Origin of the sequence: Streptomyces sp. YIM 121038, assembly GCF_006088715.1 — a bacterium.
GTDB lineage: Bacteria > Actinomycetota > Actinomycetes > Streptomycetales > Streptomycetaceae > Streptomyces.
The window spans coordinates 548397-571369 of record NZ_CP030771.1; the positions used below are offsets into that span (position 1 = coordinate 548397).

The 22973-nt window shown below is 72.9% G+C and carries 23 protein-coding genes; 11 read left to right on the top strand and 12 right to left on the bottom strand.

Going from position 1 to position 22973, the window contains the following annotated elements:
* Positions 1 to 74: 74 nt before the first annotated feature.
* From C9F11_RS02320 to C9F11_RS02345, 6 genes are all read right to left on the bottom strand, one after another.
* Complete coding sequence (locus C9F11_RS02320; RefSeq protein ID WP_249402128.1) at positions 75 to 716, bottom strand: GPR1/FUN34/YaaH family transporter; 642 nt, start codon at positions 714 to 716, stop codon at positions 75 to 77.
* 142 nt (positions 717 to 858) lie between these two features.
* A complete protein-coding gene (locus C9F11_RS02325) occupies positions 859 to 2730 on the bottom strand; it encodes an amidohydrolase (protein ID WP_138957658.1) in 1872 nt (623 codons plus the stop codon).
* Positions 2731 to 2798: 68 nt separating this feature from the next.
* Positions 2799 to 4244 carry an NAD(P)/FAD-dependent oxidoreductase gene (locus tag C9F11_RS02330; RefSeq protein WP_138957659.1) on the bottom strand — a complete coding sequence of 482 codons (1446 nt, stop codon included), beginning with the start codon at positions 4242 to 4244 and terminating at the stop codon, positions 2799 to 2801.
* Positions 4244 to 4828 carry a DNA starvation/stationary phase protection protein gene (locus C9F11_RS02335; RefSeq protein ID WP_138957660.1) on the bottom strand — a complete coding sequence of 195 codons (585 nt, stop codon included), beginning with the start codon at positions 4826 to 4828 and terminating at the stop codon, positions 4244 to 4246. The genes C9F11_RS02330 and C9F11_RS02335 overlap by 1 nt, the downstream gene beginning before the upstream one ends.
* A 109-nt stretch (positions 4829 to 4937) precedes the next feature.
* Entirely contained in the window at positions 4938 to 5465 is a 528-nt protein-coding gene (locus C9F11_RS02340) for a DoxX family membrane protein (RefSeq protein WP_138957661.1), read from the bottom strand.
* A 5-nt stretch (positions 5466 to 5470) separates the two neighbouring features.
* Complete coding sequence (locus tag C9F11_RS02345) at positions 5471 to 6133, bottom strand: hydrolase (protein ID WP_138957662.1); 663 nt, start codon at positions 6131 to 6133, stop codon at positions 5471 to 5473.
* 195 nt (positions 6134 to 6328) lie between these two features.
* Here C9F11_RS02345 and C9F11_RS02350 point away from each other — a divergent pair, with 195 nt between their 5' ends.
* From C9F11_RS02350 to C9F11_RS02360, 3 genes are all read left to right on the top strand, one after another.
* A complete protein-coding gene (locus C9F11_RS02350) occupies positions 6329 to 6850 on the top strand; it encodes a helix-turn-helix transcriptional regulator (RefSeq protein ID WP_249401557.1) in 522 nt (173 codons plus the stop codon).
* A 9-nt stretch (positions 6851 to 6859) separates the two neighbouring features.
* The gene (locus C9F11_RS02355) at positions 6860 to 7273 is read left to right on the top strand and encodes a VOC family protein (protein WP_138957663.1); all 414 of its coding nucleotides are present in this window, start codon (positions 6860 to 6862) and stop codon (positions 7271 to 7273) included.
* Between the two features lie 128 nt (positions 7274 to 7401).
* Entirely contained in the window at positions 7402 to 9795 is a 2394-nt protein-coding gene (locus tag C9F11_RS02360) for an excinuclease ABC subunit UvrA (protein ID WP_138957664.1), read from the top strand.
* 6 nt (positions 9796 to 9801) lie between these two features.
* Here the strand turns inward: C9F11_RS02360 and C9F11_RS02365 are convergent, their stop codons facing one another.
* The 3 genes from C9F11_RS02365 to C9F11_RS02375 all read right to left on the bottom strand — a co-directional run bounded on the left by C9F11_RS02365 (position 9802) and on the right by C9F11_RS02375 (position 12111).
* Positions 9802 to 10557, bottom strand: coding sequence for a uracil-DNA glycosylase (locus tag C9F11_RS02365; RefSeq protein ID WP_138957665.1), 756 nt, complete (start codon positions 10555 to 10557; stop codon positions 9802 to 9804).
* Positions 10558 to 10630: 73 nt separating this feature from the next.
* Positions 10631 to 11491 carry an alpha/beta hydrolase gene (locus C9F11_RS02370; RefSeq protein ID WP_171075613.1) on the bottom strand — a complete coding sequence of 287 codons (861 nt, stop codon included), beginning with the start codon at positions 11489 to 11491 and terminating at the stop codon, positions 10631 to 10633.
* Positions 11488 to 12111 carry a TetR/AcrR family transcriptional regulator gene (locus tag C9F11_RS02375; RefSeq protein ID WP_138957666.1) on the bottom strand — a complete coding sequence of 208 codons (624 nt, stop codon included), beginning with the start codon at positions 12109 to 12111 and terminating at the stop codon, positions 11488 to 11490. Before C9F11_RS02375 ends, C9F11_RS02370 begins: the two co-directional genes overlap by 4 nt.
* Positions 12112 to 12297: 186 nt before the next feature.
* Here C9F11_RS02375 and C9F11_RS02380 point away from each other — a divergent pair, with 186 nt between their 5' ends.
* From C9F11_RS02380 to C9F11_RS02390, 3 genes are all read left to right on the top strand, one after another.
* Entirely contained in the window at positions 12298 to 13572 is a 1275-nt protein-coding gene (locus C9F11_RS02380; RefSeq protein WP_138957667.1) for an alpha/beta hydrolase, read from the top strand.
* A gap of 262 nt (positions 13573 to 13834) precedes the next feature.
* Positions 13835 to 14206: an STAS domain-containing protein gene (locus C9F11_RS02385; protein WP_171075614.1), complete on the top strand. Its 372-nt coding sequence runs from the start codon at positions 13835 to 13837 to the stop codon at positions 14204 to 14206.
* Positions 14207 to 14494: 288 nt separating this feature from the next.
* Positions 14495 to 16822 (top strand): beta-galactosidase, encoded by a 2328-nt coding sequence (locus C9F11_RS02390; RefSeq protein ID WP_171075615.1) that lies wholly within the window; start codon positions 14495 to 14497, stop codon positions 16820 to 16822.
* An 8-nt stretch (positions 16823 to 16830) separates the two neighbouring features.
* On the opposite strand, the gene C9F11_RS02395 is transcribed toward C9F11_RS02390, so the two are convergent.
* On the bottom strand, positions 16831 to 17217 hold the full coding sequence (locus tag C9F11_RS02395; protein ID WP_249401558.1) for a DUF5994 family protein: 387 nt from the start codon (positions 17215 to 17217) through the stop codon (positions 16831 to 16833).
* A 424-nt stretch (positions 17218 to 17641) separates the two neighbouring features.
* Here C9F11_RS02395 and C9F11_RS02400 point away from each other — a divergent pair, with 424 nt between their 5' ends.
* The 5 genes from C9F11_RS02400 (at position 17642) to C9F11_RS02420 (ending at position 20526) form a co-directional block, all read left to right on the top strand.
* On the top strand, positions 17642 to 17902 hold the full coding sequence (locus C9F11_RS02400) for a hypothetical protein (RefSeq protein ID WP_138957670.1): 261 nt from the start codon (positions 17642 to 17644) through the stop codon (positions 17900 to 17902).
* Positions 17903 to 18016: 114 nt separating this feature from the next.
* Entirely contained in the window at positions 18017 to 18403 is a 387-nt protein-coding gene (locus tag C9F11_RS02405) for a DUF5994 family protein (protein ID WP_138957671.1), read from the top strand.
* A 140-nt stretch (positions 18404 to 18543) separates the two neighbouring features.
* Complete coding sequence (locus C9F11_RS02410; RefSeq protein WP_249401559.1) at positions 18544 to 18963, top strand: STAS domain-containing protein; 420 nt, start codon at positions 18544 to 18546, stop codon at positions 18961 to 18963.
* Between the two features lie 64 nt (positions 18964 to 19027).
* Entirely contained in the window at positions 19028 to 19780 is a 753-nt protein-coding gene (locus C9F11_RS02415; protein WP_138965922.1) for an ANTAR domain-containing protein, read from the top strand.
* Complete coding sequence (locus tag C9F11_RS02420; RefSeq protein WP_138957673.1) at positions 19777 to 20526, top strand: GAF and ANTAR domain-containing protein; 750 nt, start codon at positions 19777 to 19779, stop codon at positions 20524 to 20526. The genes C9F11_RS02415 and C9F11_RS02420 overlap by 4 nt, the downstream gene beginning before the upstream one ends.
* On the opposite strand, the gene C9F11_RS02425 is transcribed toward C9F11_RS02420, so the two are convergent.
* Positions 20443 to 21603 (bottom strand): acyl-CoA desaturase, encoded by a 1161-nt coding sequence (locus tag C9F11_RS02425; RefSeq protein ID WP_138957674.1) that lies wholly within the window; start codon positions 21601 to 21603, stop codon positions 20443 to 20445. The genes C9F11_RS02420 and C9F11_RS02425 overlap by 84 nt on opposite strands.
* Positions 21604 to 21676: 73 nt before the next feature.
* Positions 21677 to 22720, bottom strand: a complete 1044-nt coding sequence (locus C9F11_RS02430; protein ID WP_138965924.1) for a ferredoxin reductase — start codon at positions 22718 to 22720, stop codon at positions 21677 to 21679.
* Positions 22721 to 22973 lie beyond the last annotated feature (253 nt).

Genomic DNA, 22973 nt, shown 5'->3' on the forward strand with positions numbered 1-22973 from the left:
AGGTCAGCGGGCGGTGGACCGGATGGCTTCCTCCTCGGTGCGTGGGTGGGCTGCGTGGGGCGCGGTGGGCGCGTTCAGAGGGTGCGCCGCACGCCCGCGTGGCGTTCGAGGTTGCGGAGCTGGACGGTGAGGTCGCCGGTCACGGCGGCGCGGGCGGGGCCGCTGCGGCCGATGGGCAGGACCTCCTCGCCGCGCATGTCCTCCAGCATCAGGGCGAAGGCCGCGTACATCGCGACGAGCGCCACCAGGAGGCCGAGGGCGCCGGAGGTGCGCGTGAGCCACTCGGCGCCGGTCAGGCCCGACAGGCCGGTGGCCGCCCAGCGGGGCAGGGACGCCACCAGGACCAGCCACATCGCGCGCTTGGGCGGCGTCACGGCGGTCATCAGCGCCCCGAAGCAGAGGAACGCCAGGTTGAACACGCCGAGGACCCGCAGGCCCTCGGCCGCGCCGCTGAACATGACCAGGGCGTACGCCAGCCAGCTGCCCGCGAACGTGCCCATCAGCGTCGCCGCGATCACGTCACGGGCCCCGAAGGACAGCACGCTCACCAGGAACTGCAGCGCGAAGGCGGGCAGGACGCACAGGGCGACGGCGCCCCGGGCCTCGGGCGTGAACACGCCGAGCTGGAGGCATCCGGTCATCACCGAGGCGATCGCCACCGTGAAGAAGCCCAGCGGCATGGGTGAGGCGATGGGGCGCAGATTGATCCGGGTCATCGGCCGGAGGTCCGGCTCGAAGCGGCGCCCCGGCGGAGCGTTCGGCGGGCGTTCCGGCCCGTCGGCGGTCCCGTCGGCGGTCTCGTCGGCGGTCTCGTCGGCGGGGGTGGAGGAAGCGGTACTCATGGTGGCGATCTCTCGTTCAGTGCTCGAAGCAGGGGTCGAGGAACGACGGCGGCGCGTCGGGGGCGGAGCCGCGGGCCACCCGCCACCGGCGGTGCTCCTCGGAGTCGGCGGCGGCCTCGGCGACGAGCGCCGCCTGCCGGGCACCGGCCTGGTAGCCGCCGAAGCGGGCCACGGGGCTCCACTCGGGGCTGACCGGCGGGACGGCCTCGTCGAGTCCGTCGTACTCCGCGGTCGCGTAGACCACGCGGCCGCCGACGACGGTGAGCACGGCCTCGATGTCGGGGATGACGGCGTCGGGCACGGTGAGGTAGTCGTCGGACAGGATCGCCAGGTCGCCGTAGTAGCCCTCTCGCAGGATCCCCTTGACGTCCTGCTCACCGGTGAGGCGCGCGCCACCGCGGGTGTAGAGGCCGAGCGCGGTCTCCCGGTCGACCAGGTTCCCGGCCGGGTAGAGGGCGGTGCCGCCGACGGTGCGCCCGGTCACCAGCCAGTGGAGCGCCACCCACGGGTTGTACGAGGAGACGCGGGTGGCGTCCGTGCCCGCGGCGACGGTCAGGCCCCGGTCGAGCATGGCCCGGACGGGCGGGGTGTGGGCCGCGGCCGCGGCGCCGTAGCGCTCGCGGAAGGCGGTGCCCTGGAAGGACATGCGGTTCTGCACGGACAGGGCGCCGCCGAGGGCCGCGATCCGGTCCAGGCTGTCGGCCGAGACGGTCTCCGCGTGGTCGAAGAGCCAGCGGTTGTCGCCGGGGAAGAGGCCCTCGGCGGCGAGCTTCTCGAAGACCGCGAGGTCACGGCGGATCGTCTCGTCGTACGTGGCGTGCAGCCTGAAGCCCCAGCCGTTCTCCATCAGGAGCCGGACCGCGTGCTCGAACTCGGCCTCGTATCCCTCGGCGAGTGCGGGACGGGGTTCGGTGAAGTTCTCGAAGTCGGCGGCGGCCCAGGTCAGGTTCTCGCCCGCGCCGTTGAGGCGCAGCCACTCGTCCCCGTCGCCGGGCTTGACCGTCTCGGTCCAGCGCTTGAGGTCGGCGAGTTCCTGGCCGGCCGTCTGCGGGAACAGGTGGTAGGCGATCCGCAGGGACAGCTCACCCGACGCGGCGAGGTCCATGACCGTGGCGTAGTTGTCGGGGAAGTTCTGGAAGCCGCCCGCGGCGTCGACCGCGGAGGTGAGTCCGAAGCGGTTCAGCTCGCGCAGGAAGTGCCGCGTCGAGGTCTTCCGGTCGGCCTCGTCGAGGGCGGGCGCCTTGGCCAGGGTCGAGTAGAGGATGAGGGCGCTCGGCGCGGCGAGGAGGACGCCGTTGGGCTCGCCGTCGCGGCCCCTGACGATCTGTCCGCCCTGCGGGTCGGGGGTCGTGCGGGTGAATCCGGCGGCCTGTACGGCGGCCCGGTTCAGCAGCGCCGACTGGTAGAGGTGCAGGACGAACACCGGTGTGTCGGGAGCGGCGGCGTTCAGCTCGGCGACGGTCGGCATCCTGCGCTCGGCGAACTGTTCGGCGGTCCAGCCGCCGACGACCCGGATCCACTGCCCCTTGGGAGTGCGGCCGGCCTGCTCGCGCAGCATGGCGAGGGCGTGGCGGAGGCTGCGCACGCCGTCCCAGCGCAGTTCCAGGACGTAGTTCAGGCCGCCCCTGATGACGTGCAGGTGCGAGTCGTTCAGGCCGGGGATCACCCTGCGGCCGAGGGCGTCGACGACCTTGGTGCCCGGCCCGACGAGGGGGGCGAGGTCGTGGTCGTCGCCGAGGGCCGCGATCCGTCCGTCGCGGATCGCGACCGCGCGGGCCTCGGGGCGTCCGGGGTCGCCGGTGTACACCTTCGCGTTGCGCACGAGGAGGTCGGCCCGCGCGTGTTCCTGGTGCGGGGCGGCGGGTTCGGGGGTCGGCAGGTTCGGCATCGGGGGTTCTCCTTTGCGGATGTGCGGGGTGGGGTGCGGCCGCGCGGCGCGCTCCCGGGGGGGGCGCCTCAGAGGCCGTACGTCTCAAGCAGTCGCAGCCAGACCTCGCTCACGGTCGGGAAGGCGGGGACGGCGTGGCGCAGCCGCTCCAGGGGGACTTCCGCGACGACGGCGACGGTGGCGGTGTGGATGAGTTCGGTCGCCAGCGGCCCGGTGAGGGTGCAGCCGACGACGACTCCCCGGCCCTCGTCGACGACGAGCTTGGCGCGGCCGCGGTGGTCGTCGGCGTACAGCGCGGCGCCCGCGACGTCGCCGACGCGGTACTCCACCGCGCGGATCGCCAGGCCCGCGGCGCGGGCCGCGCGTTCCGTGAGGCCGACGCTCGCGACCTCGGGGCGGGTGAAGACGGCCTGCGGGACGGCGGCGTGGCCCGCCCGCGCGTCCCAGGCCTGCCAGGCCCCGGTGTCGGCGGGGCGGCCCGCGGCCCGTTCGGCGATCGCCGCGGCGCAGACGCGGGCCTGGTACTTGGCCATGTGGGTCAGCGGCGCACGGTGGTTGACGTCGCCGACGGCGTAGAGCCAGTCCCCGTCGACGGCGGTGACCCGGCAGGTGTCGTCGACCGGGAGCCAGTCACCGGCCGTGAGGCCGACGGTGTGCAGGCCGAGGTCCTCGGTGCGCGGGCGTCGGCCGACGGCAACCAGGACCTCGTCGCAGACCAGGGCGGCGCCGTCGTCGGTCTCGACCGTCACGGCGCGGGTGGCCGCGTCGCGGGTGACCCGGGTGGCCACGGCCTCGAAGCGCAGCGTCACACCCAGGGCGGTCAGGCCCCGGGCGACCTCTTCGCCCGCGCACGGCTCCCAGTCGCCCAGCAGGGACCGGCCACGGACGAGCAGGGTCACGGCGGAGCCGAGGGAGCGCCAGGCGGTGGCCAGTTCGCAGGCCACCACTCCGCCGCCGATGACGACGAGCCGCTCGGGGACCGCGTCGGACGTCGTGGCCTGCCGGTTGGTCCACACGCCGATCCGGTCGAGGCCTTCGACGGGCGGCAGGGCGGGATCCGTGCCGGGGCTGAGCACGACCGCGCGCCGGGCCCGCAGGGTGCGGACCGCGCCGTCGGCGCCGGTCACCTCCACCCGGCGCTCCCCGGCGAGCCGTCCGTGCCCGCGGACGAGGGGGATGCCCGCGCCGGCCAGCCAGTCGGCCTGGCCCGAGTCGTCGCCGCGGGCGGTGAAACGGTCCCGGCGGGCCAGGACGCGTGCCGGGTCGAGCGCCCCGGTGACCGCCTGCCGGGCCCCGTCGACCGACCGCGCGGCCGCCCGGGCGGCGCCGGGCCGCAGCAGGGCCTTGCTCGGCACGCACGCGCGGTAGGAGCACTCACCGCCGACCGCCCCGGACTCGACGACGGCGGCGCTCAGTCCCGCCCGGACCGCCCGGTCGGCGACGACCTCGCCGCCGGGGCCGCCGCCGACCACGACGACGTCGTACGTGTCCTCCACGGCGTACGCGTCCTCCATCAGCCGCGCACCAGCGGCGTGTCGACGAGGTGTTCGGCCAGGAACCACACCTGGGCCTCGCCGGTGCGGATGACGCCGGAGACGAGCAGGTCCGCGCCGCCCTCGTCGCCCTCGGCGGAGAGCCGGGCGGCGGCGTCCCGCGCGTCGATGAGGATCCGCTCGTGCGCGTCGAGGAGCCGCGACAGCATGACGGGGACCTTCTCCACGCCGTTCGGCGGCCGGGGGATCGTGGTCAGCTCCGCGACGTGGCGCGGGTCCCCGACCGCGACGCCGCCGAGGCTCTGGATCCGCTCGGCCAGCTCGTCCACGAGGGCCAGTTGGGCCGCGGCGTGCCGGTCGAGCATGAGGTGCAGCGAGTAGAAGGTCGCGCCGCGCATCAGCCAATGGTGCTTCTTGTAGAGGGAGTAGAGGATCTGGGTGTCGGCGAGTACGCGGTTCAGGCGCTGGCAGGCGTACCCGCGGGTGTCGTGGCCGAGGCCGATCGGCAGCTGCTTGAGCGTGCCGAAGGCCTGGGTCTCGGCGCCCTTCTGGTGCAGCAGCGGCTGGCCGCCGCCGTGCGGGGACGGGGTGGTCGCGGTGTCCATCGAGTGCTCCTGGTCGGGAAGGATCGAGTGCTCCTGGTCGGGGAGGAGGAAGGGCCCGGCCGTCCGGTCGGGGGTCGCGGAGCGGCCGGGCCCGGTCTGCGGGGTGTGCTCAGCCCTCGGCGCGGGCGGCGGCCTTCGGCGTCGCCGGGGCCGGGGCCGGGCGGTGCAGGACGAGCCGGGTGAGCAGCCCGCTGCCGAGACCGGCCGCGAGCGCGAGGGCCGCCCACCACAGCGGGTACGGCGTGAGGCCGAAGGCCGCGTCGAGGGAGTAGTCGCCGGGCCCGGTGGCGGCGAGCGCGGCGGCGGTGCCGATGAGGACGAGCGGGTACTCGTATCCGTCGTTCTGCACCCAGAGGCCGTTGTGCCACTTCACGGTGAGGGCGACCGTCATGACCCCGATGGCGCCGGTCGCGGCGAGCGGGGTCAGCAGGCCCGCGGCGAGCAGCAGACCCGATCCGATCTGGCCGCCGCCCGCCGCGAGGGCGGTGAGGACGCCGCCGCGGAAGCCGTCGGCACGGAACTCCTCCGTGCCGCCCTCAAGGCCCTTGCCGCCGAGGTGGGAGCTGATCTTCTGCACCCCGTGGCCCGCGACGAGCAGGCCCGCCAGGAGGCGCAGGAGCAGAATGCCCGTGTCCAAGGCGGTCAGCCCGCGGCGTGCGCGCCGAGGATGCTCTGCGCGTACACGACGCCCAGGCCGTAGGCGCCCGCGTGGGCCTTGACGATGTCCATGACCGCGCCGTAGGTGTCCTGGCGCGCCCAGTCGCGCTGGAGCTCCAGGAGGACCTGGACCCAGGTGACCGGGACCGCTCCGGCGGCCACCATCCGCTGCAGCGCGTGCTCGTGGGCGGCGGGGCTGACGCCGCCGGAGGCGTCGGAGACGACGTACACCTCGTAGCCCTGCTCCAGGGCGGAGAGCGCGGGCAGCACCAGGCAGACCTCGGTCCACAGGCCGGACAGGACGATCTTCTTGCGGCCGGTCGCCTTGACCGCGGCCACGAGCGCCTCGTCCTCCCAGGCGTTCATGGAGGTGCGGTCGACGACGTCGTGCCCGGGGAACACCTCGGCGAGCTGCGGCAGCAGGGGCCCGGAGAAGGACTCGGCGGCGACCGTGGTCAGAACGACCGGCACGTCGAACGCACGGGCCGCCTTGGCCAGGCCCACGGTGCTGTTGATGATCGAGGAGCGGTCGCCGCTCCCGGTGCCGAAGAACATCTGCGGCTGGTGGTCCACGAAGAGCATGACCGCGTTGTCGGGCGTGAGGAGGTCGGAGCTCGGGGCGGCCTGCACCTTGGTGACGTCGAACATGCGGGGTCCTTTCACAGGCGGTTCGGTAGGGCGCCGACCGCGTCCGCGGCTCGGCACACCAGGAAGCTACGACCGGCCGGGACGCCCGGCTTTTCGTCCCGCGCCCAGGAGTTGGCACGGCAGCGCACAACCCGCACGGCCCCGGGGCGTCGCAGGTCAGGGCGGCGGATCGACCGCGCGTGCGATGCTGTGGCCATGAACCTGGAGGACCTGGCGCGGCTGCGCCGCGCCAAGGACGTGATGGACCGCGACTACGCGCGGCCGCTGGACGTCCCGGCGCTCGCGAAGGTCGCCCTCATGTCGTCCGGCCACTTCTCGCGCAGCTTCCGTGCCGCCTATGGGGAGACGCCGTACAACTACCTGATGACCCGCCGCGTCGAGCGGGCGAAGGCGCTGCTGCGGCGCGGCGACATGAGCGTCACCGAGGTGTGCTTCGCGGTCGGCTGTACGTCGCTCGGGTCGTTCAGCTCGCGCTTCACCGAGCTGGTCGGCGAGTCCCCGAGTGCGTACCGGGCGCGGGACCACGGGGCGGGCGCCGGGATCCCGGCGTGCGTCGCCAAGATCCACACGCGGCCGGTCAGGAAGGGAGAACCGGCCCTGGCGCCGGAGCGGTCCGGGGAGCGGACCGACGGCCGGGGAGCGGACGGGAACGGCTCCTCGCGGGCCGCCGGGAAACCGGTCACGATCGGAGAAGCGGATTCGGCCGGCGCCTCGTAGCGTCGAGGCATGGACATCAAGCTCTCGCAGTGCTTCATCGCCGTCGACGACCACGACCGGGCGCTCGCCTTCTACCGCGACGTCCTCGGTCTGGAGGTCCGCAACGACGTCGCCTTCGAGGGGATGCGCTGGGTGACCGTCGGGTCGCCCGCGCAGGACGTGGAGATCGTCCTGGAGCCGCCGCTCGCCGACCCCAACGCCGCTCCGGCCGACCGGCGGGCGATGGCGGAACTGCTCGCCAAGGGCCTGCTGCGCGGCGTGATCTTCACGGCGGACGACGTCGACGCTGCCTTCGAGCGCGTGCGGGCATCGGGCGCCGAGGTGCTCCAGGAACCCATGGACCAGCCCTACGGCGTGCGCGACTGCGCCTTCCGCGACCCGGCGGGCAACATGGTCCGCTTCAACCAACCCCGCAAGCAGTAAGCAGGACCTCGTCGAAGCCCCCTGCGATAGGGTCCCGGCCCAGTGCCGCGGAGGGCTCCGCCGATCGGATCAGGCCGGGCGACACCGGCGGAGGCCGCGCGGGCGGCCCGCACACACAGGGAGACACGATGAGCAAGGCCACCGGGACGCACGCGCAGTCGCCCGCACCGCACGTCGCCGACAGCCACGACCTGATCCGCGTGCACGGGGCGCGCGAGAACAACCTCAAGGACGTCAGCGTCGAGCTGCCGAAGCGGCGGCTCACGGTGTTCACCGGGGTCTCCGGCTCCGGCAAGAGCTCGCTGGTGTTCGACACGATCGCCGCCGAGTCGCAGCGGATGATCAACGAGACCTACAGCGCCTTCGTGCAGGGCTTCATGCCGGCCCTGGCCCGGCCCGAGGTCGACGTGCTCGACGGCCTGACCACCGCGATCATCGTCGACCAGCAGCGGATGGGCTCCGACCCGCGCTCCACGGTCGGCACGGTCACCGACGCCCACGCGATGCTGCGGATCCTCTTCAGCAGACTGGGTGAGCCCCACATCGGCCCGCCCAGCGCGTACTCCTTCAACACCGCGTCGATCCGCAGCAGCGGCGCGATCGCCATCGGCAACAAGAAGGCGGTCAAGGCGACCTACAACCGCACCGGCGGCATGTGCACGCGCTGCGAGGGCCGCGGCTCCGTCTCCGACATCGACCTCACCCAGCTCTACGACGACTCCAAGTCGATCGCCGAGGGCGCGTTCACCATCCCCGGCTGGAAGTCGGACAACGTGTGGACCGTGGGGCTCTACGCCCAGTCGGGCTTCCTGGACCCGGACAAGCCGATCCGCAGGTTCACCAAGAAGGAGATGCGGGACTTCCTCTACGGCGAGCCGACGAAGGTCAAGGTCAACGGCGTCAACCTCACGTACGAGGGGCTGATCCCGAAGATCCAGAAGTCGTTCCTGGCCAAGGACAAGGAGTCGATGCAGCCCCACATCCGCGCCTTCGTGGAGCGGGCGGTCGCCTTCACCACCTGCCCGGAGTGCGCGGGCACCCGGCTGAGCGAGGGCGCGAGGTCGTCGAAGATCAAGGAGATCTCCATCGCCGACGCGTGTGCGATGGAGATCCGCGACCTGGCCACCTGGGTCCGCGGCCTCGACGAGCCGTCCGTGGCGCCGCTGCTGACGGCGCTCCGGCAGTCCCTGGACTCGTTCGTGGAGATCGGTCTCGGCTACTTGGCGCTCGACCGGCCCTCGGGCACGCTCTCGGGCGGCGAGGCGCAGCGCGTCAAGATGATCCGCCACCTCGGCTCCTCGCTCACCGACACCACGTACGTCTTCGACGAGCCCACCATCGGTCTGCACCCGCACGACATCGAGCGGATGAACCAGCTGCTCCTGCGGCTGCGGGACAAGGGCAACACGGTGCTCGTCGTCGAGCACAAGCCGGAGACCATCGCGATCGCCGACCACGTCGTCGACCTCGGCCCGGGCGCCGGCGCGGAGGGCGGCACCGTCTGCTTCGAGGGCACCGTCGACGGCCTGCGCGCCGGCGGCACCGTCACCGGGCGCCATCTCGACGACCGGGCCGCCGTCAAGAAGACGGTGCGCGAGGCCACCGGGGCGCTGGAGATCCGCGGCGCGAACGCGCACAACCTCCAGGACGTCGACGTCGACATCCCGCTCGGAGTGCTCACCGTCGTCACGGGCGTCGCCGGGTCCGGCAAGAGCTCGCTGGTGCACGGATCGATCCCCGCGGGTGCGGGCGTGGTGTCGGTCGACCAGAGCCCGATCCGGGGCTCGCGGCGCAGCAACCCGGCGACGTACACCGGCCTTCTCGACCCGATCCGCAAGGCGTTCGCCAAGGCCAACGGCGTGAAGCCGGCGCTCTTCAGCGCCAACTCCGAGGGCGCCTGCCCGCACTGCAACGGCGCCGGAGTGATCTACACCGACCTGGCGATGATGGCCGGTGTCTCCACGACCTGCGAGGAGTGCGAGGGCAGGCGGTTCGACGCCTCGGTCCTGGAGTACCGCTTCGGCGGCCGCGACATCAGCGAGGTGCTCGCGATGTCGGTGACCGAGGCCGAGGAGTTCTTCGGCGCCGGTGAGGCCCGTACTCCGGCCGCGCACAAGGTCCTTCAGCGGCTCCTCGACGTCGGGCTCGGCTACATCAGCCTCGGCCAGCCGCTGACCACGCTCTCGGGCGGCGAGCGGCAGCGGCTCAAGCTGGCCGCGCACCTGGCCGACAAGGGCGGCGACGGCGTGATCTGCGTGCTCGACGAGCCGACCGCTGGCCTGCACCTCGCCGACGTCCAGCAGTTGCTCGGCCTCCTCGACCGGCTCGTCGACTCCGGCAGGACCGTCATCGTCGTCGAGCACCACCAGGCGGTCATGGCGCACGCCGACTGGATCATCGACCTGGGCCCCGGCGCCGGGCACGACGGCGGCCGGGTCGTCTTCGAGGGCACGCCCGCCGATCTCGTCGCCGCCCGCTCCACGCTCACCGGTGAGCACCTGGCGGCGTACGTCGGTGCCTGACCTCGGTCAACCGCGCGCGGACGGCGGGGACTCGGGCGGGGCGTAGGGCGGCACGCGCGCCTCGCCCGCCGCTGTCCGCAGGACGTCGCGGAGCATGTCCGGGGTCAGCCGACCGGTGAACGTGTTGCGCTGGCTGACGTGGAAGCAGCCGTACAGGGTGACCGGGCCGGGGCCGTCCGCGAGCGGTGCGGCGCGCTCCAGGGTGACGCGGGCGCCGTGCGCGAAGCGCGGGCGCGGCCTCGGCAGCTGCCAGCCCGCCGCCGCGAACGCGGGCAGGGCCGCCTGCCAGCCGAACGCCCCGAGGACCACCGCCGCCCGCAGCCGGGGCGCGAGCAGCTCCAGCTCCCGCACGAGCCAGGGCCGGCAGGTGTCCCGCTCCCCCGGCGTCGGCTTGTTGTCCGGCGGCGCGCAGTGCACCGGTGAGGTCACCCGTACGCCGCGCAGCGTCAGCCCGTCGTCCAGGGACACCGCCAGTGGGCTGGACGCGAGGCCCAGGTCGTACAGCGCCCGGTACAGGACGTCGCCGGAGCGGTCGCCGGTGAACATCCGGCCCGTCCGGTTGCCGCCGTGCGCGGCGGGCGCGAGCCCGATGACGAGCAGCGAGGCGTCCGGCGGCCCGAAGCCGGGCACCGGCCGGGCCCAGTACGTCCAGTCCTGGAACGCGGCGCGCTTCACCCGCCCGACCTCCTCGCGCCACGCGACGAGGCGCGGGCAGGCCGCGCACTCCGTGACGCGGGCGTCCAGCTCAGCCAGAGGGTCCATGCCGTGCACCGATCGAGGGAGGGCGGGGCTTCCACGGTAGCCCCGCCCCGGGCGGCTCCGGGCGGCTCCCCCGTCAGGCGAGCCCCTCCAGGAACGGGACGACCGCATCGATGAAGTGATCGTTCCGGTCGCCCACCACCATGTGCCCCGCGCCCGCCACGTCGACGCTCCGCGCGAGCGGGACCCCGGCGCGGAACTCCTCGGCGATGTCCTCGCGCACCACGTCGCTGACGCCGCCGCGTACGAGCAGGATCGGCACCTCGGCACGGCGCGCGGCGGCGAGGACCCGCTCCGCCCTGCCGGGCGGGTCCGTGCGGCCCTCGAAGCTGTCGAGGATCCGGGGATCCCAGTGCCAGACCCAGCGGTCGCCGTGGCGCCGCAGGTTCTTGAGCAGCCCGTCGGGGTCGTCGGGGCGGGGGCGGTGCGGCAGATGGGCGGACACCGCATCGGCCGCCTCCCGGACGCTGGCGAACCCGTCCGGTCGGGCGCGCACGAACTCCATGATCCGGCGTACTCCTCGGTGATCGGGCCGGTGGGCGACGTCGACGAGCACCAGCGCGCGCACCGCGGCCACGGGCGCCTCTCCGGCGGCGAGCAGCGCGCTCAGGCCGCCGAGCGAGGCGCCGACGACCACCGGCCGCTCGTCGGGCCCGGCGAGCTCGGCGACGAGCGCCCGTACGTCGTCGGCGAACAGGTCGAGGTCGTAGTCACCGTCGGGCGACCACCCGCTGGTGCCGTGCCCGCGCAGGTCGGGTGCGACGACCCGCCAGCCCAGCGCGGCGAGGCGGGGTCCCGTCCGGTCCCAGGCGTGCCGTGTCTGGCCGCCGCCGTGCAGCAGCAGGAGGGGCGGCGCGGACGCCTCGCCCCACACGTCGGCGGCGAGCCGGATCCCGTCACGGCCCACGAACCGCCGGGGCAGGGCACCGGCCGTCATCGCGCGCCCCCGGCCCGCAGCGGCGACAGGAGTGCGTCGCGGTGGGGGTCAGCGGCCGCCGCGGCGAGCACGACGTCCAGAGCGAACAGGGCCCGTGCGAGGAACCGGTCGTCGTCGATCAGGGCGGCGACCCACTGGTGGAGCGCGCCCACGCACGAGGTGCCGACGGCGGCGGCCAGCGCGTCCGTGTCCACGTCGGCGCGCAGCACGCCCCGCGCCCGGGCGTCCGCCAGCGCCCGGCGGAGCTGGACGAGCGGGCTGCGGGCGAACACGAGGCCGCTCGCCTCCCAGGCGCGCACCATGCGCCGCGACACCACCGGGTCGTCCACGAACAGCTCGACGGTCGACCGGACGACCTCCCTCGGACCGCCGTCCTCCGCCGCCGCCAGGCGGTGCTCCAGTTCGTCCATGAAGCCCTCGGCGAGCGCCTCCCAGATCCTCTCGCGCGGGCCGATCAGGTTGTACACGGTGGCCGGGGCGACCTCCGCCCGCTCGGCGATCCGCTCGGTACTGATGACGGACTCCTGGCCTTCCCGGAGGAGTTCGCGCGTCGCTTCGAGGATCCGGCTCCGCCGCCGGGCCTTGTGCCGCTCACGCAGTCCCCCTTCGACCGGCAGCATCCGCGCACGCCCCTTCCAGAGAGTTGGAGAATGGCCTAAATTTAGAGACCTCTCTAAGAGGGGTCAAGCATCACGCGGGATCATGGTGCTGACCAGGTATGGAGTCCCGGCCGGAGCGACCGGTTCCGGCAAACATGGCGTCGCGAAAAGGGGAACGCGCCCTCCCCTTCCACCGTCCTCTCAGCCATGACCACTGCAACCCGTCGGGCGGCGCACCTCACGGCCGCCTCCGCCGCCTTCGCCCTGACGCTCACCTGCGGCACCGCCGCCGCCCGGGCAGCGGCCCCCGGCGACCCCGCGTCCGCGCGGCCGACCGCCACCGCCGGGAGCACCGGCAACGCGGCGAGCCTGACCAGCTACCGCCTCGCCCCCGGGCTCCTCAAGATCACCGGCGGCAGGACGGCGGGCAATCCGTCCCAGGTCCACGGCGTGCTCGGGATGCCCAAGGGCAAGGGACCCCACCCGGTCGTCGTCGTCCTGCACGGCACGCACCACAACTGCGTGACCACGAAGGACGCGTCCGACGTCGTCGCCCGCAACCCCGTCAAGGCCCACTGGCCGCTGGTCTGCGCCAAGCCCGGCAAGCCGGAGCGCGGCCTCGGACCGGACTACTTGCGCCAGAACGCGGGCCTGTCGCACGTCGTGCAGGCGCTCACGCGCAAGGGCTTCGTCGCCGTGTCCATCGACGTCGTGTCCCCCGAGATCTGGTGGGGCGGCGAGACCGACCCCACCAAGGGCTACACCGATCTGATCAGCGCCCATCTGCGGCTCCTCTCCGACCTCAACAAGGGCGTCGACCACGGCCTGAAGCTCCCCGGGGTCAAGGGGCGCGTCGACACCTCCCGCGTCGGCCTCGTCGGGCACAGCCGGGGCGGCGGTTACGTCCTGTCCCCCAAGGCGGCCCAGCGCGCCGGGCTCTTCGGCGCCGTGGCCATCGAGCCCGCCGAGAACGCCGAACCCGCGCCGCACAAGGTCCCCGTCCTCAACATCCGGGGCGCCTGCGACGAGGACGTCGACCCGCAGGCGGGGCGCTCGACGATGAAGGCGCTCGCGAAGTCGCGCTCGACGAAGGTCGCGGCGGACGTGCTGCTCGCGGGGACCGGCCACCGGATGATCAACACCAATCTCGCCGCCACCGACAAGGGCGGCGGGATCGGCCCCTGCAAGGCCTCCAAGGTCGCCTCCCCGGCCGCCGCCCGCGCCCAGGCCGCGCAGCTCACCGCCGCGTTCCTGGAGCAGGCCCTGCGCAAGGCCCCCTCCTACCGCCTCCCCGCCCTCGACGGGCCCGCGCCCCAGGGCGGCAACCTGCGCAAGAACGGTCCGGCCCTCACCTTCCGCCCCGCGCGCCAGGAGACGTTCACCGATCCCCGCACCCTCCGCGAGGTGGCGTCGAAGCAGCGGCTGCTGCCCGCCATCCCCAAGAGCTTGAAGATCAACAAGCGCCCTGACGACGGGATCTGACGCACACGGGGCCGCGGCGCCCGCTCCCGGGAGACCCCGAGCGGCGCCGCGGCACGCGCGGCACCACCCGCGGCACACCGTCGCTCACCCATCGAACGACCGTAAGGCCGTTCGAAGGCAGTTCAGTCACGCGTCCGCTCGCCCCCTTCACTTGCGCCTTTCCGGTACGTCTGCGCCAAGGAAATGCTCGGGCCCGGTGGGTATCACTACCGTATGCATGGTCTTTGACCGGCACCGCCGTGTATCTCCGGAAGGCACCACCATGGCCGCCGCCTCTCCCTCGTCCCTGCGCGTGGACATCGTTTCGGGGTTCGACCCCGCTTTGGTACGCGTACACGGAGATCTGGACATCGCCAGCGCGCCCTCCCTGCGGGCGGCCCTGGCACCCCTGCTGCACCGCCGCGTGGAGCTGGACCTGACCGACGTCGCCTTCATCGACTCGTCGGGGATCAACGCCCTGGCCGCGCACCACCGGCACTGCCGCGACGCGGGCGGCCGCATCACCGTGATCGAGGCTTCGAAGCCGGTCCGCCGGGTGCTCCACATCACGGGGGTCGACGAGGTCCTGGTCCACCGCCGCGACCCGGAGGGCCCGGGCGGGGGCCGGCGCGAGGACCCGCCGAACACGCCCTGAGGCACGAGCGGAGCACGTACGGGCCGCCGCCGCCCGGGCCATGACCGCCCGCGCCGCCGCCGTGCGGACCATCGCCGCCCAGGCCGTCGCCGTGCAGCGTCCGCCGGGGCGGCGTCCCGTCAACTCGCCGGGCCCCAAAAGGATCTGACGGTACGGCATACAACCATTACCACACCCCTTCCAACACACTCGAACACGCCCTACCGTAATCCCACACTGCCGCCAGGCAGCTGACGTCACTCCACGTTCGCCGGGCCAGAGACTTCTCCTCACCCCCTGGAGCGCCCCATGGATCGACGCGACTTCCTGATCATCAGCGCCCTCACCCCGCTCGCCGCCACCTGGGGCACCGAGGGCCACGCGGCCGCCAGGAGCCCCCTGGCCGCCGCGGACCACACGTTCGGATTCTCCGCGGACGGCAGCCAGTTCCTGCTCGACAAGGAGCCCTTCCAGATCCGCAGCGGAGAACTGCATCCGTGCCGCATCCCCGTGCGGTACTGGCGCCACCGCATCCAGATGGCCAAGGCGATGGGCCTGAACACCATCGGCGTGTACCTCATGTGGAACTACCTGGAGGAGCGCCCCGGCGTCTTCGACCTGACCACGGACCGGCGCGACTTCGCCGCGTTCGTCCGGCTGTGCCAGGCCGAGGGCATGTGGGTGCTGCTGCGCCCCGGGCCCTATGTGTGCGCCGAGTGGGACCTCGGCGGTGTGCCCGCCTGGCTGCTCAGGGACCCGGCGGCCAAGATCCGCGTACGGGCGGCGGCCGACCCGCACTACATGGCGGCCGTCCGCCGCTACATCGGCAAGATCGCGCCGGTGGTCGAGCCCCTCCTCGTCGCCAACGGCGGCCCCGTCCTCATGGTGCAGATCGAGAACGAGTACGGCTCGTTCGGCGACGACGCCACGTACGTCGACGAGATCCGCCGGGCGTGGCTGGACGCGGGCGTGCCCGGCCCGTTCTACACCCAGGACGGCCTGGCCCAGGTCAAGGCCAACCGCACCAACGTGCCCGGCGGGGCGATTGGCCTGTCCGACGGGGACGCCGCCGCCATCGCCGACTGCCGCCGCGCCTTCCCCGCGGTGCCCGCGTTCATCGGCGAGTCCTGGGCCGGATGGTTCACGGCGTGGGGCGACAGCGGATTCGGCGGCATCGGCAAGGACAAGTCCCCGGTCCTGCACGGCCTCATGCGGTCCAAGCTGTCGTTCAACATCTACATGATTCACGGGGGCACGAGCTTCGGCTACTGGGCCGGAGCCAACTCCGCGGACGACGGCAGTGGTTACACACCCGACATCACCAGCTACGACTACAGCGCGGCGATCACCGAGCAGGGCCGCCCGACCGCGAGCTACACCGCGTACCGCTCCCTCATCGACAGCTATGTGGACGAACCGCTGCCCCCGCTTCCCGCGGCCATCCCCACCATCACCCCGAGCCCGGTGACACCCGAGGCGTACGCCTCGCTGTGGGACAACCTCCCCCCGGCGCTGCCCGCGTCCCGGACGGTCACCGCCCAGCCCATGGAGACCTACGGCCAGAACTCGGGCTTCGTCCTCTACCGCCGCCCCCTGTCCGGCTACGGCGGCGCGACCCTGCACGTCACCGGCGTGCACGACTACGCCACGGTGTTCCTCGACGGCGCCTACCAGGGCGGCTTCAGCCGGGTCGCGATCTGGCCCTCGTACGCCGGACCGCTGAAGGTCACCACCGGCAGCAGCCTCGCCCTCGGCGACGCGGACGCGAGCCCGACGCTCGACATCCTGGTGGAGGGTCTGGGCCGGGTGAACTTCGGGCACTACGTCGACCGCAAGGGCATCACCGGGCAGGTGTCACTGTCCGACGCCGGCGCGCTCGACGGCCCGCTCACCCGGTGGCAGACCCATGCGCTGCCCGTCGACGAGAAGTTCGTGGCCTCACTGCGCCCGGCCATCAGCGACCGCGACAGAGGCGGCCTCTTCTTCCGCGCCGCCCTCAGCCTCGACAGGACCGGCGACACCTACCTGGACATGTCCGCCTGGACCAAGGGCGTGGTCTTCGTCAACGGCCACCACCTCGGGCGCTACTGGTCCGTCGGCCCGCAGCAGCGCCTGTACTGCCCCGCGCCCTGGCTGCGGACCGGGCGCAACGAGATCGTCGTCTTCGACCTGCACCAGACGACGCCGAAGCCCATCGGCTTCGCCGCCGCCCTGCAGAGCACCTACGTCCTCACCAACCGGCGCAGCGGCAAGGCCCTCGACGTACCCGACGAGTCGACCGCCCAGGGCGTGCAGCTCATCCAGTGGCCCCGCCACGGCAAGGCCAATCAGCAGTGGCGCCGCACCACCCTGTCCCACGGGCTCACCACGTTCGCCAACTCCCTTTCGGGGCACCACATCGACGTCCACAGCGAGTCCACGACCTCCGGCGCCCCCGTCATCCAGTGGCCCGCCACCCGTGGCGCGAACCAGCAGTGGCGCCTGACCGACACCGGTGGCGGCTACGTGAAACTCGTCAACGTCCACAGCGGCAAGGTCCTCGGCGTCGCGGCCGGCTCCACCGCGGACGGCGCGAAGATCGTCCAACAGGACGACACCGGCGACACCAGCCAGCACTGGCGCCTCGACGAGCTGTAGTCGCCGGGTCAGCGGGCGGGGATACCGGTCGCGGCGAGGATCTCCGTGGCCGACGCGCTGTTGCCGTCCTGTACGGCCAGGGTCATGGCGGCGTGGGCGGCCCGCTCGTCGGCGTACCACGGGAGCATCAGGAAGGAGAAGATGTCCTGGTGGCCGCGGGTGACGAGCATGGTGTGGTCGTCGACCTCGGACCAGTCGATACGGACCAGGTGGCCATCGACGGCCACCGAGTGGAGGTGCGCGTCCCACGCCCCCGCGTCCAGGCCGATCCGGGCGACCGCACCGAGCTTGTCGGTCAACGCGCGGATCAGGCCGGGCAGTTGCGCGCCGAGGTTCCGCGACCTGGGCCACCACGCTCCGTCGAAGGTGCCGTCACGCCGCGACGTCGTCGCCATCCTGAGCAGGGTCGCGCCGGGAAACGCCTGATGGGCTCCGGATGCCGTCGGAAGAACGACAGGACCGGCCGGATCGTCACTCATGGCACACCTCCCAGGTGCAGTGACCACCACGGTCGAGCACGTACGCGTGGGGCCGCTGAGTGGCGAGGACACCTCAGTTCTTCCAGCCTACTCTTGGCCGCCGCGCGTACGGAGCGTGACCCGTACGGCCGGTCCGTACACGCAATCGTGGTGGGGCGGGCCACAGGAGTAGGCTCATAGCCACTGGGAGCGTTTCTCGACCGCCTTCCCTGCCGGTCGCCCTCTCGGTCCGAAGCACCGGGCTCAGCACCTACGGGTTCGGGGACAGGTCGACACCATGCCGGTGATCACCGCACGAACTCCGTATCCCGCACCGGGCACCGGCGGTGACGCACGCCCCATGGCCGACGGCAGCGTCCAGGTCCGCATCGTCGCGGACGACCCCGAAGCGGCCTGGCAGGTGACACAGGTCCTGCGCGAGCGCCTTCTCTGTGACGAGCCCCGCAGCTACCCCACCGGCAGCGAGGGCGACGGCGTCCGGCTGCACCTGACGGTCAACACCCTGCGGACCCGCCCGACGACACCGGCCCCGCACACCTGGCTGATCGACAGCGGGTCGCAGGCGCGCCGCACCCATGCCGACGAGACAGCACACCCCTGACCCTGCCGCCCCACCGCGCCCGGCCCGGCCCGAAGCACGTCACCGCCGCCTGCCGCAGCCCGCCGCGCATGCCCGCACAGCACCCCGCCTCGCCGTACTCCCAGGGAGATCAACATGACCGCACCCCTCGTCGCCCCCCACCCCCTCACCCGGCTGCGCCTGGCACCCGCCGGAGGCGGTCCCCGCAGCATCGACGGCGTCTGGTGGCCCCGCACCGACGACCTCGTCACCGAGCTTCCGCGCCTGCTGCGCGAGCTGCCGCACACCTGGACGCAGATCGTCCACGTCACCGTGCGCACCGCCACCTGGTCCGCCTTCCCCGGCCGGATGCTCTGCGCGGGCCAGGTGCTCCACCTGCACGGAAACTCCGCCGTGCACGCCCCCACCACGGTCTGTCTGCTCGCGCCCGGCGCCGGGCGCTGGGACCTGCTGGTCGTACCGCACCTGACCGACGACAGGGAGGGACCGCGTCTGATGACCGCCGCTCTCACGGAAGAGTGACGGCCCCGACGGCGCCGCCCCGTGTCCCAGTACGCTCACCACACGGTCGCCCCAGACCCGGCCCTCTCCGTGGATCCCGCCCAGCGCAACAGAGGCTCTGCGCAACGCGAAGCAGCAACCTTCCTGAGGAGATGGGACGGATGAGCCCTCATCCCGACCCCTCGAAGTCGTCCGACCGGCCCGCTCTTCCCCTACTGTTCGACGACTGCCGTCTCGTCCGCGCCCGGGGCGAGCTGGATCTGACCACCGTGGCGCCGCTGGAGCACGACCTGCGCCTCGCCCGTGCCGGTGCCGGACGACTCTGTCTCATCGTGGATCTCACCGAGGTGACCTTCATGGACGGAAGCGTCCTCAGGCCGCTGAACGAGACCTGGGCCGACTGCCGGGCCCGGCACGGCTGGGTCCGGCTCGTCTACACGCGCCCTGCGACCCGGCTGGTCTTCCGGGCCGGCGGTCTCATCGACCGGTTCCCCGGATACCCGAGTGCCCAGGACGCCTGGCAAGGCACGGCCGCCCTCCCCGGGCCGAGTCGGCGGGCCGCTCACAACGGTGACGCGTGATGTACGGTCAGTGTCGGCAGGAGTTCCGCACGGGGAGGCCCCGGCCTCGGTGGAACGGAAACCGGTGACCAGCGACGGCATGGCCGAGGCGCTGCGATCGTTGCGCCCCGGAAGCAACGGCGATCCCGCCGAGACCAGTGTGCGCGCGCTCGGGGTCGCGGGCGTCACTGTGTCCGTCTTCCCCAAGTCCTCGGCAACCCTCAACGGCACCCGCACGCCGGAGCCGCTCTGGTCCTTCCCCGAGCTGAGCCTCCAGTTCGAGGAACTGCAGTTCACGCTCGGCGAGGGACCGGGCCCTGACGCCGCACACGCCGGAGCGCCCGTACTGGAACCGGTCCTGAGCCAGGTGCGCCCCGACCGCTGGCCCGCGCTGCTGCCCGCGGCACAGCGGCTCGGAGTACGTGGAGTGTGCTGCTTCCCCCTCGGCCTGGGCGCCGCACGGCTCGGGATACTGACCCTGCTGTGCGACGGGGAGCACGGCCTCAGCAACCAGCAACTCCTGGACGCGAACACGCTGTCCGCGGCCCTGACGGCAGCCCTGATGAACGGGAACGGTCCCACGCATGGCGGTAATACGGGTGACGACGGGCAGTTGTGGCCGATCGACGGTCTGCACCGAGCCGTCGTCCACCAGGCGACCGGAATGATCAGCGTCCAACTCGGTGTCTCGATGGTGGAAGCCCTGGTGCGGCTGCGCGCCTTCGCCTTCGGCAGTGAGCGCCCTGTCGGTGACGTAGCAGACGATGTCGTGGCCCGACGGCTGCGATTCGACGACGATAGGAACGGGCCTCATTCGCCCGACGGTGGAGAGGGATGATCGGCATGGCCCGGGAACAGCGGCTCGCGAGGGTGTTCGTCGAGATCGCGGACTCACTCATCGACGACTTCGACGTCCTCGACCTGCTGCAGCGGCTTTCGACACGCTGTGTGGAACTCCTGGACGTAGCCGCCGCGGGGATCCTGCTCGCCGACGCCCGCGGTGAACTTCAGGTCATCGCCGCCTCGGACGAGCACACCCGCCTCCTCGAACTGTTCGCCCGGCAGCACGACCAGGGCCCCTGCGTGGAGTCCTTCCGCGCGGGCGAGCCCCGCACGAACATCGACCTCAGGCGTCCCGAGGCGGCCATCGCCTGGCCCCACTTCACGCCACGGGCCCGCGAGATCGGGTTCGTGGCCACACACGCCATCCCCCTGCGGCTGCGTGACCGGGTGGTGGGCGCCCTCAATCTGTTCCACACCTCCGTGCACCCACTCGGTGACGACGACATCGCTCTGGCCCAGGCGCTCGCCGACGTGGCCACCATCACGATCCTGCAGCAGCGCACGCTGGAGCAGTCGCACGTGGAGAACGCCCAGCTGAACTCCGCGCTCACCAGCCGAATCCTGGTGGAGCAGGTCAAGGGGGTGCTCGCCGAGCGCTGGGACACCTCGGTCGACGAGGCCTTCATCGCGTTCCGGTCGTACGCCCGCTCGCACCACCTACACCTGACGGACTTCGCCCGGCGCATCGTCGACGGCACGTTCGACACCTCCGTCATCCCGGCTCCCGAGGCCCGCGTGTGACGGCAGGGCGTGGCGGAGCACGCGGCCCCACATCGACGCGTACTGGCGCCACAACGGCCCGGTGACGTACGGCAGTCCGTAGCGGCCGCAGATCTCGCGCACGCGCGGGGCGAGCCGGGCGTAGCGGTTGCTGGGCAGGTCGGGGTAGAGGTGGTGTTCGATCTGGTGGCTGAGGTTGCCGGTGAGGACGTGCAGGAGCGGGCCGCCCTCGATGTTCGCCGAGCCCTGGATCTGCCGCACGTACCACTCGCCGCGGGTCTCGTCGGCGAGCCGCTCCTCGGTGAAGGTCTGCACCTCGCCGGGGAAGTGGCCGCAGAAGATGACCGTGTGCGCCCAGATGTTGCGGGCGGTGTTGGCGGTGAGGGCGCCCACGAGGCAGGGCAGCGCGGAAGGGCCCGCGAGGAGCGGGAACAGGACGTAGTCCTTGGCCGCCTGGCGCACGGCCTTGCGCGCCAGGCCCGACGCGTCGCGGAGGAAGGCTCGCACGCTCTTGCGTCCCTGCGTCACGGCGTCGGCCTCCAGGTCGTACAGGGCGATCCCCCACTCGAAGACGGGCGCGAGCAGCGCGGCGTAGACGGGCTGGAGCGCGTGGTACGGCCGCCAGGGCTGGTGCGGGCTCATGCGCAGGATCGTGTAGCCGAGATCGCGGTCGCGGCCGACGACGTTGGTGTACGTGTGGTGCAGGTGGTTGTGGGTGCGCTTCCAGGCGTCGGCGGGGCTGGCGAAGTCCCACTCCCAGGTGGTGGAGTGGATCGCCGGGTCGGCCAGCCAGTCCCACTGACCGTGCAGGACGTTGTGGCCCAGCTCCATGTTCTCCAGTGTCTTCGCGATGGCGAGCAGGGCGGTGCCCGCCATCCAGGCGGGTGGGAAGAGGGACACGGCGAGGGCGGCCCGGCCGCCCGCCTCACAGCCGCGCTGCACGGCGATCACCGTACGGATGTACCGGGCGTCGTCCGCGCCGCGCGCCGCGACGACCTCGGCGCGGAGCCGGTCGAGTTCGCGGCCCAGCTGTTCGGTGCGGTCGGCGTCCGGCGCCGCCGGTGCGGGATCGCTGAGGGGGGCGACGGTCGTGGGCATGGTGTCTCCATGGGGTGTGGTGCGGTCCGGCGGGACCGCTCGTCGGCCGGATCCCCTCGGGGAACCGGTCGTGTCACAGATCGAGGGCGAGGGGGCCTGCGGCCGCGTTGACGCAGGTCTGGATCAACTCACCTGGTTCAGCGTGCACTTCACCGGTCCGCAGATCCCGCACCCGCCCCGCGGCGAGCGGCGCGAGACAGCCGAAACAGATGCCGCGACGGCACCCGTACGGCATCGTCACGCCCGCCGCCTCGCCGACCTCCAACAGGGGCACGGCAGGCCCCGCGTCCGTTTCCACACCGCTGCGAGCGAACCGGACCGGCGCGCTGACGGCGTCGCCTCCCCGGGGCGGCAGGGGCGCGAGCCGGAAGCGCTCCACGCGCAGCCGCTTCCGTACGCCCTGGGCCGTCCAGCTCCTCTCGGCCGCGTCGAGCAGCCCGGAGGGACCGCACACCCAGGCATCCCGTCGGCGCCAGTCCGGGCAGAGCTCCGCGATGCGGTCCGGGGTGAGCCGACCGTCCGTACGCGTGTACGTCAGATGGACGGTCAGCCAGGACACCTGCGTCTCCAGGAGCGCGAGTCCGGCCCGGAAGAGGCACTCCTCCGGCCACGGCGCGCTGTGCAGGAGCACGGTGTGGGGTACGGGGCCGGGACGGCCGGCCAGGGTGCGCAGCATCCCCATGACAGGGGTGATGCCACTGCCCGCCGTCACGAACAGCAGCCGCTCCGGCAGCGGCTGCGGCAGCACGAACTCGCCCTGTGCCGGGCCGAGTCGGAGCACGGTGCCCGACCCGGTCCGGTGGACCAGGTGCGGGGAGACCCGGCCGCCCCGCTGCGCCTTCACGGTGATGGCGACCGCTTCGGCGGGCGGTGAGGTGATCGAGTACGTGCGCCAGTGCCGTACGCCGTCGATCTCGACGCCGACCGGCAGGTACTGCCCGGCCAGGTGCCCGCGCCACCCCCGGCCCGGCCGGATCACCAGGGTGGCCGCCGCCGGTCCTTCCGGGAGCACGGCGGTGACCCGGCCCGCGGGGTGCCGCGCCGACCACAGCGGATCGAGCAGGCCGAGGTAGTCGTCCGGCGAGAGTGGGCTGGTCAGCCAGGACGCGGCTGCCAGGACGCGGCGCCCGGACCGTCCGTCGGCCCACGCGGTCAGCCGGGAGGCGACGACGGGCGGCAGGGACAACGGCGACGAGCGGGGGTCCACGGACACGGCGGTACCCCTCCCCTGGGGGTCTGCGATCCGGTCGGGCCCGCACCTCGACAGCCGGACCCGTACCTCGACGACCCGCCGTCGTCGCCGGGCCGCCGGAGCCGAGCGAAGCACACCCCGCGGCGACCCACACCGCCGCCGGGGAGTTTTGCGCCAT